Below are 14,448 nucleotides of genomic sequence, written 5' to 3' on the forward strand. Positions count from 1 at the left end.
GGCCTACAGTTCGCGGCAGTCTCGCCAGATGATTTCTGCATACCTGCTTAGCGGCGCGGCGCCTTTCATGCTTGCCTCCCGGCTGGACCCCTGGGGCGAGCGGGCTGCACAGCGAGAAAGCCTGCAGCCAGACCCGCTGCGAGCTCGGCTCTCCCGAGACCTCCCGATCCGGGGCGAGATGAGAGCCGGTCTCGGAGGGACGTCGATTGTATTACTGAAGGATTGCAAATGAAGCGGAACGGCGCGAGCCGTCCGGTGACTCGGGACCGGACGGCTTGCGCCGTTCCGCTAAAAAAGGCACTAAAACAATCGATGTCCCATCGAGCCAATCGAGGCGTTTGCAAAGTCGCACGGCCTCGCAGGGCAGGGGAGTGCGGTTGAGCCCGCTTTCCGCGATCTCGGTAGAGGCGGGCAGAAGTAGGCCAGGGCAGCGGCCCCAGAGCCGCTATTCCGGTTGGCGAATCCAGTGCCGAATTCGAGATTGCTGGGCAGTCACCTCAGGCTGTGACTCACGCGGGCGGGCTTCGCTGGCTAATCGCCCTTGCACCGATGTGGGCTGCGGAGCGAACTGAGGCCGGGTTGACGGTGCCGGGGTAGCCACCGTCGCTGGAGACTCAGACGTGGGGCTGCCGGTGTAAGCCCGCTCGCTCGCGTCGGCAAGAATGGACTGGGGCAGGTCGCTCGCCATTTCCCAAGGGGCGCGACGTTGATTGGCCTGTGGACCCGCGCCAGCGGTGATTCGCATCGCCTCGTATCCCCGCGAGATCGCGTTTGGGTCGGACCCCCGGTTCGCGATCGTATCGAAAGACGGGTAGGCGGCCGGGGCGTTTCGCTGGGCGCGTGAGTCTTGGTGCGTTGCCAATGCGTCGAATCGGCCGTCAGTGAAATGGGGCGTCGAAAGCGGCACGGCGAGATCGTCGTACGTCAGCGGCACGCGGAGGTCACGACGCGGGCGAGCGACTGCGTCGGACGGGATGCCACGAGGCACATTCGGGGCAAACGCCTGCGAGGCCAGCGTCATGGGTTGGTTCGGTTGGCCGTGGTTGTTGGCACTGCCCGGATCGGATTCCGGGTTGACGAACAGTTGCTCGAACGTGATCGATTCACCCGTGATGGCGAGATCCGATGACGGACCGGTCGCCAGAAGCGAATCGTTGTGTTCGGGGCCGGACTCGACAGGAGCTCGTCGAAAGGGCAGGGCTGCGACGGTGCCGCCGATGATGATCAGGGCGCCGATAGTGAGATTTCGCACGATAGGGGACTCGTAAGCTGGATGGTGGATGAGACCAGCTTCGTCCTTGAAACGGCACATTTTTTCGCTTCATGCGTGTGCTTGTCTCTCCTTCATCGGCTTCGTCCCCAGCGAAAATCCCGAGATTTTAGTTCCGGCGGCAGAACCCGGGCATTCGCGAAAGTTGCCGGGTTGGGAGTTGGGAGTTGGGAGTTGGGAGTTGGGAGTTGGGAGTTGGGAGTTGGGAGTTGGGAGTTGGGAGTTGGGGCAAATCCTGCTGCTTTGTTAGCGGTGCGGCGCGAGCCGCCCGGTGAATCGCGAACAACTTACTCGCTGGGACCGGGCGGCTCGCGCCGCTCCGCTATTAAAGACACCCGGCTCGTGCGGGAGTCGATGGTAACGAGCGGGTGCCACCGCGATCGGCTTGGGGCGATGGGCCGGCTTGCTTGGAGGCGGATTACAGATTCGCGGCGCCGTGGTTAGGCAGCTCGATTGACCTGTTCGGCGGAGAGACTGCCGATCGCTTCGCCGAGTTTGTCGAGCACGATGTCGCGGAGGACCACGGGGCGGGCCATCCAGGCCCGGTTGAGCACTAGCTCGATGCCGAGGTAGACGTCTTCGGAAAAAATCGCACGCATCGACTTGGTTAATGAATCGTTGGTGCCGCGGCCGGGATGGTTGCGTCTGACTTTCAGGTCCGGCGCCGTCACGTAAAGTTCTTCCACAAGATCGAGGCACCAGTCCAATTCGTCAGGACGTGCAGGATCGTATAGCAATCCGACGTCGCCGCGACGCCAACGCCCCTCGCTGGTCTTGGCGTCGAAGGTTCGCACGGAGAGATGAACGACATAGGTCCAGCTCCTGAGCAGGTCGAGGATTTGGCGTTCGATCCGGTTCCGATACGGGGTGTAGATCTCTTCGACGATCGCATCCCGCGTCGATTGAGGAAGTGCCCGCGCGGCGGGAGAATGCAGTTCGCGGTGATGCAGCGATCGACCGACGTCGATTAAGTCGGCTCGGTATTCGTTGCAGATGATCGTCGCGCCGCTTCGGTAGGCGAGACGTCGGGCGGCAAGGTTGGATTCTCGGTCGATGCCCGCTCTCGCCAATGGGGCGTGATGGACGGCTCCCGCGACGATCGACTGATCTCGCAGGATGGTTGCCGATTCGAGTTGGGTACCTTCGAGGCGTGAGCGAAGACGCGACGGGGTTTTCCATCCGCCGGTGTCGCATGTGATCAGCAGGCTCATGGTGCACTCGCCCCGCCGGGCAGGCCGGTCGTCCAAACGTGAGCACGGCCGGTCAAGGATTCGAGGTCAGCCCAAAAGTCCGGGTAGGTCTTGCGGGTGCAGGCGGGGTCAGCGATTTCGATTCCGGCCAGACGCAGTCCGAGCAGTGCGAAGCTCATGGCCATCCGGTGGTCGTTGTATGTCTCGAATACGACCCCCTGCGGATTGCGGGTGGAGAGCGTGCCGGATAGATCGCCGAGTGGGTGAATCGTCAGCCCGTCGTCATGCTCGTCGATCCGGCCGCCAAGCTTTCTCAGTTCGATCGCGAGGTTGCCGATCCGGTCGGTCTCTTTGAATCGGTTGTGGGCGACTCCCCGGACGCGAGTCGGGCCGTCGGCGAAAAGTGCGACAACAGCGAGTGTTTGAACGGTGTCGCTGATTTCACCCATCTCGACGTCGATCCCGCGAAGAGGGCCGCCGACGATCTCAATGCCGGTGTCCTGCGCGATGTATTCGCAGCCCATCATCTCGAGCACTCGTGCGAATTGAACGTCGCCTTGCGAAGCGTTCTCGTCGAGACCTTCGACCAAGACTCGGCCACCCGTGATCGCGGCGGCCGCCCAAAAGTAACTGGCCGCCGAGGCGTCTGGTTCGACGTCGAATTCGCAGCCATGGAAAGAACCGTCAACGGTGACGCAGCGGAGGTTGCTCCAGGAATCGTCGCCTTCGAATTCCCAATGCGTTGAGCCGCCGAATGCTTTGATCAGTTGAGCGGTCATCCGCACGTAGGGGACGGAGACCAGTTCACCGATGATTTCGATCCGTACTGGTTTGCCAGCAATGGGGCCGGCCATCATCAGGCCGCTGAGGTATTGGCTGCTGACGTCACCGCCGACTCGCATCGGTTGTCCCGTCCAGCCCATCGAATCGATTTCGACGGGAGGGCATTTTCCGTCCGAAGTGGCGACGATCCATCCGTCCAGAGCCGGAGCGATCGCGTCGACCAAGTCGCCGATCGGCCGTTCGTGCATCCGCTCGGTGCCCGACAATCGGTATTTGCCACCAAAGGCGGACAGAGCGGCAGTCAAGAATCGGACCGTCGTGCCGCTGTTGGCGATGAACATATCGACGGGCTCATCGGAGCTGATTTTCCTGGCGTCGTCGCTGACGACTCCGCCGACGCCCTCGACGACGAGCGTCCGGCCGCCGTCAACAGGTTTGATCGAGACGCCGATTTTAGCCAGCGAGTCGATCATGACTTCGGTGTCTTCGCTGACCAGCGTGCCCGCCAGACGGCTGGTTCCGCTGGCGAAGGCGGCACAGATCAATGCCCGGTTGGTAAGGCTTTTGCTACCCGGGGGACGCATCTTGCCTTCGACGGGTCCGCCTGGAATGACGCAAATTCTCGTTGTAGGCGAGGCGACGGGTGCATCATTGGCGGCGGGCTGTGTCATGATTTATCCCGCGAAAAACGGGTCGTTCGATTCGCTAAGTGTTTGTTGGCCAGGGATCCACAACGACCCGACCACCATCAACGACAAGGTCGTCGTGTGGATCAGCCACGCCGCATTCTGCATCATAACAGTGTGGGCCGTCACGAGCGTCATTACGATCAAAACAGCGAGAAAACGCCGTTCCGCTTTCCGAGCGGCCATTCCGGTGGTCAACTTCGCCAACATCAGGGCCAGCAGGGCAATGATGGGGAGCCCGAGGGCGCTGAATGCCGACGCGATAAATACGATTTGAGCCATTACTTTACATCCTTGTGCTGAGCAGAAAAGACTCGAGCGATCGTGCTCGAGGGTCGGGCGAACGATCCTTGCTGGCCGCGACAATTTCTTTCTCTCGTATTTTGCCCCCCGCTGGAAAGGTCGAACTTGAGCGAAATTTGAAAAAAAGAGCCAGAAAAATCGATGCGACCGGATTAACCCTCAAATTCTTCCCATTTTGACTCATCGCCAACGGGATCGATCGCCGAAAAACGAGAAGGATGCGTCGTCTGTCGATTTTGCCTCAAAAATACCAACGTTTTCGGTCCTCTCATGGCTATTACCCAACTTCGCAACGCTGCCGGTCGCGTTTCGAGCCGGATGATCCCTTCGCGTCATCCGTCGCGACGTGTGAATCTGTGTTTCACCCTGGTCGCCGTCATCGCGATGCCCTGCGTTTCGCTGGTCGGCGGATGCCGGTTGTGTGCCGATTGCGATTTGGAATCGTATCCTTCGTACGGCGGCGTGTGGCAGCGGACGTTGCGAGATTCCGGACGCGTCGGCAGTATCTTCGATCCTGGCGGCAGTCGCGCGGCGGACTTGTCTGCACGCGTCGACGCGGACGACGCCGATGCGAGAAGACAGCAGGGAATGCGGAGTGGTGGTGACGACGAAATGTCGGACGGCGAAGGTGCCGAACTCAATGATGACGAACGATCGCTTGACGACAGAGAGATGAACGATTCGGAGCGTCGTGAGCTCGACGAAAATAATCTGAGAGAAATGGAGGATCGATTCCGCGACCTCGATTTGCAAGATATCAACTACCAAGCTCCCAGCGATGAGTCGCTGGGTTGGGAATAACGAGTCGAGGCGGTCAATGCGGTCGCCACGTCGCATTGAAACACCACTCGATCGAATCACTCGATCACAAACCGGCCGTATGGGCCGGTTTTTTGATGCGCGGGCCTCTCCCTCCGTCATCGTCCTTGGATGAAAATTCCTTGCGAGTTGCGAAAATTGGGGGAAACCGATTTCGATCGCCGAACGCCGTATGGTTTTTCCACCTACAATTGGCGTCGCAGCAACGGCGTGAATTGGTGCTCTCGCGTAACCCGCCCTACGAGAATCATGCTTGGGGTGTTATGAAAGTGGCCGTATTACAGTTCATTGCTGGACTGGTCACGCTTCCCCCAAGGCAACCCTCAATTGTTCAAGGTCGATCCGCGCAAACTCGTCGGGCCCGCGATGGCGCTGGTCCTGTTCGCATTCGCAATCAGGTTGCTGATCAGCGAAGCGGGAAAAATTTCTCGCGAGGAATTCATGGGCGGCTTGACCAGCATCGAGCCCGCCTACTTGGTGATCGCCGCGTTCTTGATCGCGCTCAACTATGGGCTGTTGACCTGTTACGATCTGCTGGCGCTGCGATACGTTTGCCGAGTGTTGCCTCTGCGACGCGTCGCACTGGTCGCGTTTTTGGGCTATTCGCTCGGCAATAATCTCGGCACGTTGATCGCTGCGGCGCCGATTCGATATCGCTTCTATCATCGTTGGGGACTGACTCACACGCAGATCGTGGCGTTAATGTCAGTGCTCGCGTTGACGTTCTGGTCGGGGGTCTGCGTGCTCGGTGGTATCGCGTTGACGTTGGCTCCGATCGAGTTGCCGGCCAAATATGCGTTGCCATTTGGAACCAGAACGCTGGGCATCATCCTCTTATCGGTGACGTGTTTCTATGGGCTGGTATGTTTGTTTTGGCACAAGCCGTGGCCGATCGGAAAGTTGCATTTGCGTCCACCTTCGGTGGGGTTGGCATCGGTGCAGGCTGCGGTCGCGGCTGTCGATTTGCTGATCTCGGCGACGGCGCTTTATCTGGTCATGCCCGGCTATGCGGTCGTGCCGTTTCCGATGGTGCTCGCGGCGTACCTTGTGGCTATCGTGGTCTCACTGATCTCTCAAGTGCCCGGTGGTTTGGGCGTGCTTGAACTGATCCTCTGGACATTGCTTAAAGATACAGTTGGGCAACCCGTGCTCGCGTCGGTGTTGATTTTCCGAATCCTGTACTACATCTTGCCTCTGTTTGTGGGCATGATCGTGTTGGTCGGTCACGAAATTTACGCTGGCGCGATCGAAGCTCAGACGGATGCCAAGATCGAACGGAGTCGGCCACCCGAACCGCCACGTCCGAAAAATCCTGACCCACCTTTTATAGACGCATCATGACGCAAGAATCCAACAAAGAATCGTCACCCAAGTACAACGAACTCGACGCCAAAGCGGCACGGGTGATCCTGCACAAAGGAACCGAGGCTCCCGGGCCGGGCGGTTACACGCTGACGACCGACAGCGGCACGTATATCTGTCGCCGCTGCAACGCGCCGCTTTATCGCAGCGAAGATAAGTTCAACAGTCATTGCGGATGGCCGAGTTTCGACGACGAAATCGAAGGAGCTGTACGGCGTGAACCCGACGCCGATGGGCGACGGATCGAGATCGTGTGTAACAACTGCGGCGGTCACCTCGGTCACGTGTTCCACGGCGAACGCCTAACCGAGAAAAACACGCGTCACTGCGTCAACAGCATCTCGATGCGGCTGATCCCCGCCGGCGAACCGTTGCCCGAGAAGATCGTCTAACGCTGCTCCCGAACAAAACGCAGCCGCCAACGCCTAAAATGATTCGAAAAAGGGGCCAGGCATCTGAGCCATGCCAATCGCACTGCGTCAGAAGCTAGAAGCTAGAAGCTAACAGCTAACAGCTAACTTAAAACCCGCCGGTCGTGATCATAAACGCGGCGAGCATGCAGAGCCAAACGAGGTCGAGAAAGTGCCAGTAGTGGGCGGCGAAATCGACCGGCCAATATCGTTCGTGGTCGTAGCGTCCACGTGCTGCTCGCACACCAACGATCCCCAGCGAGATGACTCCACCGGCGACGTGCAACGCGTGCAGGAACGCCAGGACGACGACCATGCCGGCCACGCCTTTTCCGGTTCCGCCCTGCATCGCCGGTCCGCTCAGCAGGTCCAACATCGACTGATACTGGATCAACATGAACAACACCGCCGACACGGCGCAGGCGGCGAGCAACACGGCCGTGATCACGCGTTTGCTTCGCCGAACGGTTCGCGTGGCGACGTGAACCATCGCGCTGATTCCGATCAAGATCAGCGTGCTCAACAGAAAACTCGACGGTAGCTGCACCGCACTCTGTGGGTCACCTTGCCGAGACGCCGCGTAAAGACCGTAGAGCAACAGGCTGCTCACGAAGAAGACCAACAACGTACCGAGAAACAGCCAACCGCCTTGACGGTAACGCAGGTCTGTCGGCAAGCGAGATGCAGAATTGGGCACTGAAATCTTTGGATCGGTGTGTGTTTACAGAATCGCTAATGGGTCGCGTTTCGCTTCCAACGTTCCCCGTGTCACGCCGACGCGGTTGTCCGCCGCCAAGCGTCGCCAAACTTCCGGCCCACTCACCTGACCGCATAACAGCTCGCGATACAACCGAATAATCTCACCAGCCTCGGTGGCGTTTTCTTCGAGCAGTTCGATTCGGAACCAGCCAACGCCGCGCTCGATTAACGAACCCACCACGTCGGCGGCGCTTTGCGGCGTCGCATTGTAGAGCGTGTTTCGGCAGGCGATGTCGGCTTGCAAGACATGCAATTTGCCAACCCGATCTCGCAGTTGCACCACGTGCCGGTCGCATGGGCGGCCGCAATTCGTTTTGTTCGTTCCGGGCGACAAAACGCTGCAAAACACACAGTGCTCCATGTGGAACATCGGCATGTGTTGATGCATGACGACTTCCAACCACTCACCTGGCGTTGCCGCGACGAGGCCATCGAGCTGGTCCGCGTTCAAGTCATAAGACGTCGTCACCCGGCGAACTCCGCGTTCCATCAACCACTCGGCCGAACGATGGTTGGCGATGTTCAATGAGAAGTCCGCGACCGTTTCCAGGCCCGCGGACACGGCGGCATCGAGGGCAGCCAAGTTTCGAGCTAGGACGGCATCGGGTTGGTATTTCAAGATTTGCCGGATCAGCCCCATCTCACCGGGCTTTTGCATCCGGATCGACGCGAGCATCACGTGCGCACCGCCTTCGCGAGCGACTCGAACGGCATCTCGATGCGTTCGAACGTCGTGGAAGTCCGCGATCACCGTGTCAACGCCGGCAGCCACGGAGGCTTCGAGTTGCTCCATCGTGCGGCATAACACGGATAGCTTAGGTGTTGACGGTTTGTCCGGTGCAACGTCTGGTATCTCAGCGAACGGTGCACTTTGAGCGGAAGGAGCACGCAGTCCGGTCACCAACGCGGCACCGGTCTCGGTGTTAACCGTGCGAGATGGTGTTTGCTCGAGACGCGTGGTGAGTTTTTCGATCAGGTCGCGGCGGAGGGCATTGAGAAGCCCGAGCGGAACAAGGGGGGCACCCATGATTGTCGCATCGATGCTGGACAAGTGGAACGGGGTTCCGCCAAGTCGGCCGAGTTTGTCCGCCAACACTTCCTTGGTGATTGCGTGTTTGTTAGCGACTTCGAGTGAAGTGTCCGCAACGACGGAGACTTCGATCGGCTCATTGCAGTTGGTGGACTGGACGTCGTCACCGATCGCGGCAATTCGCGCGATGACGCGGAGCGGTTTACCAGTTCGAGCGGCGACGCGGATGTCGATGCCACGTGTTCGACGCGGCTTACCGCCGAAGGTCGCCGCGAGTTTCTTGTTGAGTTTGGGATCATCGTTCTTGAAGACCGCGGCGCCTTCGTCGATCCGTGAAAAGTCGATCGCGTCGCGTCCGAATCCGATCCAAACGTCGCTACCCGGTGTCGCCGTCTTTAGCTTTTCTGTTTTCTTGGTGCGGCCGGCAAGTTTGATGGAGTAGATTCGACCGCCCTGGTGATTGTCAGCGAATCCGCTGCCCGCGTACGCATCCTCTCCCCAAGTTCGGCGGGGTTCGGTAGCTGATGCGATCGCCAGCCCGTCACCGAGCGACACGTCGGCAGAGATCCTGACGCGAATTTCGTCGCCACGGATCTCATCGATCTCACCGAGGGCGATGCCTTGCTTGGCCGCACGCACGCCCGGGACCAAACGTTTGTGGTCGTTGCCTTCCAACCAGCCCGGTGCGAAACCCCGGGAGAATGACAGTTCCATCTCCTGTCGATCCCGCTGGCTGACCCGTACCGTGCCCGTCGACACGGCTTGATCGATCGCGTGTCGGTAATGACCGGTGATGTTCGCGACGTACTCGGGTGTTTTCAAACGGCCTTCGATCTTGAGACTGTCGATCCCCGCGTTGATCATGTCGGGGATCGCGGCATAACCGGCGAGGTCCTGGGGTGAGAGCAAGTATCGCACGTCACCAAGGTTGCGGTCTTCGCCGTCGCAGACCAATTCGTAGGGCAATCGGCAGGCTTGGGCACATTGACCACGATTCGCACTACGTCCTCCCAACGATTCGCTGGTCAAGCATTGCCCCGAATAGGCGACGCACAACGCCCCGTGAATGAAGGCTTCCAGCGGCATTGGCGTCGCTGAGCGGATCTTGGCGATCTCACCAATCGAGAGCTCACGGGCCAGCACGACCCGCGACAGTCCGAGTTCCTCGGCGACAGCGATCGTTTCGGCGGATGTCAGACTCATTTGGGTCGAGGCGTGAATTTCGAGTTCGGAACACATCGACCGCACCACGCGAGCGACACCGAAATCTTGGACCAGCACCGCGTCGACGCCCGCCCTCGCGATCGCATCGACGACTTCCACGAGCGAACGCATTTCATCGGGAAACACGAGTGTGTTAAGCGTCACGTATCCACGCACGCCGCGCAGACGGAGCATCCGCATCAGATCGGGGAGATCGCCGAGCCCAAAGTTCGCCGCCCGCGAGCGAGCGTTGAATCCTCGATCGACCCCGAAGTAGATCGCATCGGCCCCGTTTTCGACCGCCGCTTCAGCGCATTGCCAGCTGCCTGCGGGGGAAAGCAGTTCGGGCACACGAACCGGGTTCGCGGGCTGTGGGAGACGATTCGAGGCGACTGATTGGTTCATCTCCACAGAATAGCAGCCGTCGATCTCGCTTAATACCGCTTCCTTGGGGCGTGGGGATTCGCCTCGACTGCATCGAGTTTCACGGCGGTTTCACGTCGTCCAAGTAATGTGCCTGCCGTTTGGATAGCGGGCCGTTGCCCCGATTAAAAGCGAGAAACGCAATTTCACAACTTTCGCATTTAGTCAGTCGTCCCATTGTCCAATTGCTCTGATGGAACCGCCGTAGGGCCGAATCTGCCTTTCGTGATACAAGGCCAATTTGTTAACACTCGGGCTAGCCTGTGGATGGGTGTGTTTGTACATGAGTTCACTGGTCGCCGCCCGGTAAATCGCCGGTGGCGTTATATCAATACTCGAGGACTGTCATGCAAGCCGCTTGCATTCACCGCCGAACGTTCGCTGCCTTGTCTCTCGCGAGCTTCCTTTCGTGCTTCTGCGCGACGTCAGTCTTTGGCCAATATTCCTTGCCTGCCCCCGCTCCGTCGTGGCAAACCGGCCAATCCACGTGGAACGGTTCCGGTTACGAATCTCTGCCCGCGGCGCCACCGATCAACGAACTGCCAGACGAATGGGTCGAAAACTTCGGTTTGTCGCAGGCCCCGCTGCAGCAACCGATCGTTGACTTGCCGCTGACCGATCCCAGCGGTGGGAAATCTTCGGCGTCCTCGATCGCTCCGATTCCTGAGCGCCAATTGCCGATCGGTGCGGCGATTTCGGAGGGGGCAACGCTTGATGAACCCCCGCTCGAACAGGAAGTCGTGCGCTGGTACCAGGTGCCGTGGCGGTGGATGTCCAAAGGGTGGGAGAACCACGCCGAGTTCGGGCTCGACGGCAGCACAGGGAACGCGGAAACGCTCGCGATCCAAACCGGGCTAGAAATGAAACGAAAAACCGACCGCTACACACTCGCGCTCGATATCGATTATCGCCAAGCGAGTGCACAGAACCGGACGACCGAAGACAACGCCCGACTCAACCTCGACTACGACCGATTGTTGGGCGATTCCAACTGGACGACGTTCGGTAAGCTCGGGATGGAGTATGACGAGTTCAAAGCGTTTGACTTGCGTTTGAACCTGAACGCTGGTCTGGGTTACTACTGGATCCGCAACGACAATACCAACCTCGTGACACGCATTGGTGCCGGTGCGTCGCGTGAATTCGATTCACCGGTCGATGAGTGGACACCGGAAGCCGTGTTCGGACTTGAAGCCGACCACAAGCTATCGTCTCGTCAGAAATTGAAAGCCAAGATCGACTACTTCCCTACCTTTGAGGACTTCGGAGACTACCGAGTCGTCACCGACGTTTCCTGGGAGTCGCTGATTGACAACTCTAAGAACCTGTCACTGCGTCTTTCGGTCACCGACCGTTATGACAGCACACCGCAAGGAGCACTGGCAAACGACTTCTACTATTCGGCGCTGTTGCTCTACAAATTCTAAGTACGCTCAACGGATCGCACCCGCCCAGACAAATGAAACAGCTCTCGTGCTGAGGTTGGGTTGACGAGGCGATGACACGGCGAGATGTTTGAGGTCAGCTTGTTTCGCTGTCTTGCTCGAGAGTCTTTGTCGCTGTGAATGAAAACGATCCGTCTTTGGCTGACTCGCCCGCTTCCGGCTCCACGCCTTCGGCGCCTTTATTTCGAGGCGAAGTCGTTCTCGGGCTGTGGCCGATTGCGGGGGTGACAACGGTTGGCGTTACCGATCGGGATGCTGATGAAACGATCGCGACGGCGATTGAGCTAGGGGTTACGACGTTTGATACCGCGTACAGCTACGGATTGAGCGGCGAGTCGGACCGGTATCTTGCGCGAGCGATCCACGGTGACACCGATCGGTTTCACATCGTCAGTAAGGTGGGCCAGCGTTATCTCGACGATGGGAAACGTGTTGTCGATTCGCGTCCGGAGACGCTGTGTGCCGATGCCGAGGAATCGCTCCGTCGCCTCGGTATCGAACGGTTCAACACTTTGATGCTGCACAGCATTGACGAGAGCGTACCGATTGAACGTAGCGCCGAGGCGTTGCTCAAGCTGCGCGAGCGTGGTTTGGCCGAGCGGATCGGGTTGTGCAATGCAAGCGAGGCCGAGCGAGCCCGGTTCGACGCGGTGTGCGATTGCCGAGCGATCCAGTGTCCGCTGAATTTGCTCGAGCAAGGAACCCTTGGCACCGTGATCGCGGATTCCGCGAGTCAGGGTTGCGACGTGCTGGTTTACTGGACGTTGATGAAGGGGTTGTTAGCCGGGAAAATCTCGCCGGACCATGTGTTCCCTCCTGGCGATAGCCGGCCGGGGTATGCGGTTTTCCAAGGTGAACGGCGGGCGGCGGCGCACCGAGTCGTGGATGGATTGAAAGAGATTGCCAGCGAAACGGGACGAACGGTCGCCAATTTGAGTGTGTCGTGGACACTGTCCCAGGCGGGTGTGACCGGAGCCCTTGTCGGTGCGCGACGTCCCGAGCAAATTCGCGAGGTGGCGGGCGCGGGACCGCTCGAGGCGGAGACGCTCACGAGAATCAATGCCTTAGTCGCGAGTTAATCTCGGCCCCTCGAAGTCCCGCCTTGATTGCGGTCATTCTGTGACGGGCTGCAACACCTCGACGCTGCGGAAATCGATTTCGAGGTTTTGATTGCCGTGCAGTTGCAACGCAACCACTCCGCTATCCGCGAGGTCGTCGACTACGAAATCGGACGCCAGGCAATCGTTCAAATGTGTCACGATACGTTTGCCGTGAACGTTGACGATCATCGTGTGCCACGGAGGATCTTGCGCGGCTGCCTGAGCGGCTTGTTCGGCCGATTCAGGGGTTGGTGGTTTGGTCGCTAGTTCGGACAGGTCGACACCATTGCGGGCTTGGTTCCACTGGAAACGCACGACATCGCGTCGATCGGGTGGGAATCGGGTTTCGAGATAGTGCAGTGGTTTGGCTACCCAACCTTTGCCACCGGTTTGATACAGCCCCGCGACTTCATCGGAACCATCGATTTCGCATTGCACGCCAACGACGAACGGGTTCGCTTGCGTGATCCTGCTCCGCACAAAGAAACCGCTGTCTCCCTGTTTGAAACGGTAGACGATTCGAAACGTCGCGTTGGTGAATTCTTTGGTCGAATAGAGCAACCCGTTGGGTTCGTTTGCCTCGATGCTGGCGCGGCCCTGCAAGATGCCATCGGCGACCGTCCAGTTGCCGCCACCAATCGTTTTCCACCCGGGAATGATTTCTCCTTCGCCGAGTTCACCGGTGGCGGTCTCGGCGTTGAAGAGGGGCACCCATTGTTGTTTGCCGAGTTCGCGAACGATCAGATTGCGGAAACGATACGTTTGTCCCTTTTCGCCGTGGTGTTGCAGCCCGATTCGGCCGCTGAGATCGGCGGTGTCAAAGTAATCGGTGGTGGGAACGTCATTGACGAAGAATTGCAAGTGGTTGCCGACGCAGCGGATGCGGAACCGGTTCCAACGGTTTCGATCGAACGCCGCTTGAGCTTCGCTCTGCTTCCAAAGCGGGTTGAGCCATTGCCGGCGGCTCTCGTCATATAGGCCACCCGACCAACGACGTTCGGTCGGATCGGCTTCGGCCTGATAGCCGTAAACCCGATTGGGCAGGACTTGGCCGCGGGCCATGAAGCCGCTGTTCGATTTTCCTTCGGGCAGTTTCAGTTCGCCTTCGAATTCGTAGTCGTAAAACTCCTGCTCGGTGACGAGGAAGAACTCGCGGTCGCTCGTCAGATGGATTTCACCATCGACGACTTCGACTTTGCCCCATTCGTACGGGTTGGTCCATCCGGTCAAGGATTTTCCGTCAAACAGCGGTCGACGCTGGCCGTTGGTGACCGGTTTGGGTTGTGCGGCTTCGTTGGTAGTGTCGGTGGGGACTTGCGAAGGCGAGGTCGCAGCGGGGGTGTCGGTGCTTGCAGTGGCATCGGCGGTCGGAGCCGCGCTCGGGGAGTCCGAGGAGTCCGGTGGCGTTTTCGGGGCGGGATCGTTTTCAGATTCCTGAGCCGCTTCCTGGGCTGTCGAGGCGGGCTCAGCCGCGGATGTGGACGGGGTGAGGCAGCAGAAAGTGGTGACAAGGAATGTGCCCAACACAGCGGTCGCTGTGCGGAGAATCGCGACTGGGGTGATCGTTCGAGCCGGGGAGCAGCGAGCGAGATTCCGTTGCGGAAAATTCATGTTGGACAGGCAGTGGAAATTGGTCGAGGTGAGTAACGACAGATCGAGTAGTAT

The 14,448-nt window shown here is 59.2% G+C and carries 13 protein-coding genes; 6 read left to right on the plus strand and 7 right to left on the minus strand.

Annotated features, from left to right (window positions below):
• Positions 1–232, plus strand: a 232-nt coding sequence (locus NB063_RS01555; RefSeq protein WP_250926974.1) for a hypothetical protein, incomplete at its 5' end; no start/stop codon positions are given.
• Between the two features lie 213 nt (positions 233–445).
• Here NB063_RS01555 and NB063_RS01560 read toward each other — a convergent pair.
• The 4 genes from NB063_RS01560 to NB063_RS01575 form a co-directional block, all read right to left on the minus strand.
• On the minus strand, positions 446–1,252 hold the full coding sequence (locus NB063_RS01560) for a hypothetical protein (protein ID WP_250926975.1): 807 nt from the start codon (positions 1,250–1,252) through the stop codon (positions 446–448).
• 458 nt (positions 1,253–1,710) lie between these two features.
• Positions 1,711–2,481 carry an N-formylglutamate amidohydrolase gene (locus NB063_RS01565; RefSeq protein ID WP_250926976.1) on the minus strand — a complete coding sequence of 257 codons (771 nt, stop codon included), beginning with the start codon at positions 2,479–2,481 and terminating at the stop codon, positions 1,711–1,713.
• Positions 2,478–3,914 (minus strand): 3-phosphoshikimate 1-carboxyvinyltransferase, encoded by a 1,437-nt coding sequence (gene aroA, locus NB063_RS01570; RefSeq protein WP_250926977.1) that lies wholly within the window; start codon positions 3,912–3,914, stop codon positions 2,478–2,480. The genes NB063_RS01565 and aroA overlap by 4 nt, the downstream gene beginning before the upstream one ends.
• Before the next feature lie 3 nt (positions 3,915–3,917).
• On the minus strand, positions 3,918–4,211 hold the full coding sequence (locus NB063_RS01575) for a hypothetical protein (RefSeq protein ID WP_250926978.1): 294 nt from the start codon (positions 4,209–4,211) through the stop codon (positions 3,918–3,920).
• Positions 4,212–4,502: 291 nt separating this feature from the next.
• Here NB063_RS01575 and NB063_RS01580 point away from each other — a divergent pair, with 291 nt between their 5' ends.
• From NB063_RS01580 to NB063_RS01590, 3 genes are all read left to right on the plus strand, one after another.
• Entirely contained in the window at positions 4,503–5,033 is a 531-nt protein-coding gene (locus tag NB063_RS01580) for a hypothetical protein (protein WP_250926979.1), read from the plus strand.
• A gap of 384 nt (positions 5,034–5,417) precedes the next feature.
• Positions 5,418–6,392: a putative bifunctional lysylphosphatidylglycerol flippase/synthetase gene (locus tag NB063_RS01585; protein ID WP_322975043.1), complete on the plus strand. Its 975-nt coding sequence runs from the start codon at positions 5,418–5,420 to the stop codon at positions 6,390–6,392.
• On the plus strand, positions 6,389–6,805 hold the full coding sequence (locus NB063_RS01590) for a methionine-R-sulfoxide reductase (RefSeq protein ID WP_250926981.1): 417 nt from the start codon (positions 6,389–6,391) through the stop codon (positions 6,803–6,805). Before NB063_RS01585 ends, NB063_RS01590 begins: the two co-directional genes overlap by 4 nt.
• A 127-nt stretch (positions 6,806–6,932) precedes the next feature.
• On the opposite strand, the gene NB063_RS01595 is transcribed toward NB063_RS01590, so the two are convergent.
• Both NB063_RS01595 and NB063_RS01600 read right to left on the minus strand, forming a co-directional pair.
• Positions 6,933–7,520: a cytochrome c oxidase subunit 3 gene (locus tag NB063_RS01595; protein WP_250926982.1), complete on the minus strand. Its 588-nt coding sequence runs from the start codon at positions 7,518–7,520 to the stop codon at positions 6,933–6,935.
• Between the two features lie 24 nt (positions 7,521–7,544).
• Positions 7,545–10,220 (minus strand): DUF3656 domain-containing U32 family peptidase, encoded by a 2,676-nt coding sequence (locus tag NB063_RS01600; protein WP_250926983.1) that lies wholly within the window; start codon positions 10,218–10,220, stop codon positions 7,545–7,547.
• A gap of 464 nt (positions 10,221–10,684) precedes the next feature.
• On the opposite strand from NB063_RS01600, the gene NB063_RS01605 reads away from it, so the two are divergent.
• Both NB063_RS01605 and NB063_RS01610 read left to right on the plus strand, forming a co-directional pair.
• Entirely contained in the window at positions 10,685–11,665 is a 981-nt protein-coding gene (locus NB063_RS01605) for a DUF481 domain-containing protein (RefSeq protein WP_250926984.1), read from the plus strand.
• 134 nt (positions 11,666–11,799) lie between these two features.
• Entirely contained in the window at positions 11,800–12,762 is a 963-nt protein-coding gene (locus tag NB063_RS01610; protein WP_250926985.1) for an aldo/keto reductase, read from the plus strand.
• Between the two features lie 33 nt (positions 12,763–12,795).
• Here NB063_RS01610 and NB063_RS01615 read toward each other — a convergent pair whose 3' ends face one another.
• Entirely contained in the window at positions 12,796–14,394 is a 1,599-nt protein-coding gene (locus NB063_RS01615; protein WP_250926986.1) for a 3-keto-disaccharide hydrolase, read from the minus strand.
• Between the last annotated feature and the right edge of the window lie 54 nt (positions 14,395–14,448).

It is taken from the genome of Aporhodopirellula aestuarii (assembly GCF_023701485.1).
In the GTDB taxonomy this organism is placed as follows: Bacteria; Planctomycetota; Planctomycetia; order Pirellulales; family Pirellulaceae; genus Rhodopirellula; species Rhodopirellula aestuarii.

Coding starts and splice junctions, on each gene's coding strand:
- NB063_RS01575 (WP_250926978.1), bottom strand. CDS start 4,211: ATGGCTCAAATCGTATTTATCGCGTCGGCATTCAGCGCCCTCGGGCTC.
- NB063_RS01580 (WP_250926979.1), top strand. CDS start 4,503: ATGGCTATTACCCAACTTCGCAACGCTGCCGGTCGCGTTTCGAGCCGG.
- NB063_RS01600 (WP_250926983.1), bottom strand. CDS start 10,220: ATGAACCAATCAGTCGCCTCGAATCGTCTCCCACAGCCCGCGAACCCG.
- NB063_RS01585 (WP_322975043.1), top strand. CDS start 5,418: ATGGCGCTGGTCCTGTTCGCATTCGCAATCAGGTTGCTGATCAGCGAA.
- NB063_RS01590 (WP_250926981.1), top strand. CDS start 6,389: ATGACGCAAGAATCCAACAAAGAATCGTCACCCAAGTACAACGAACTC.
- NB063_RS01565 (WP_250926976.1), bottom strand. CDS start 2,481: ATGAGCCTGCTGATCACATGCGACACCGGCGGATGGAAAACCCCGTCG.
- NB063_RS01615 (WP_250926986.1), bottom strand. CDS start 14,394: ATGAATTTTCCGCAACGGAATCTCGCTCGCTGCTCCCCGGCTCGAACG.
- aroA (WP_250926977.1), bottom strand. CDS start 3,914: ATGACACAGCCCGCCGCCAATGATGCACCCGTCGCCTCGCCTACAACG.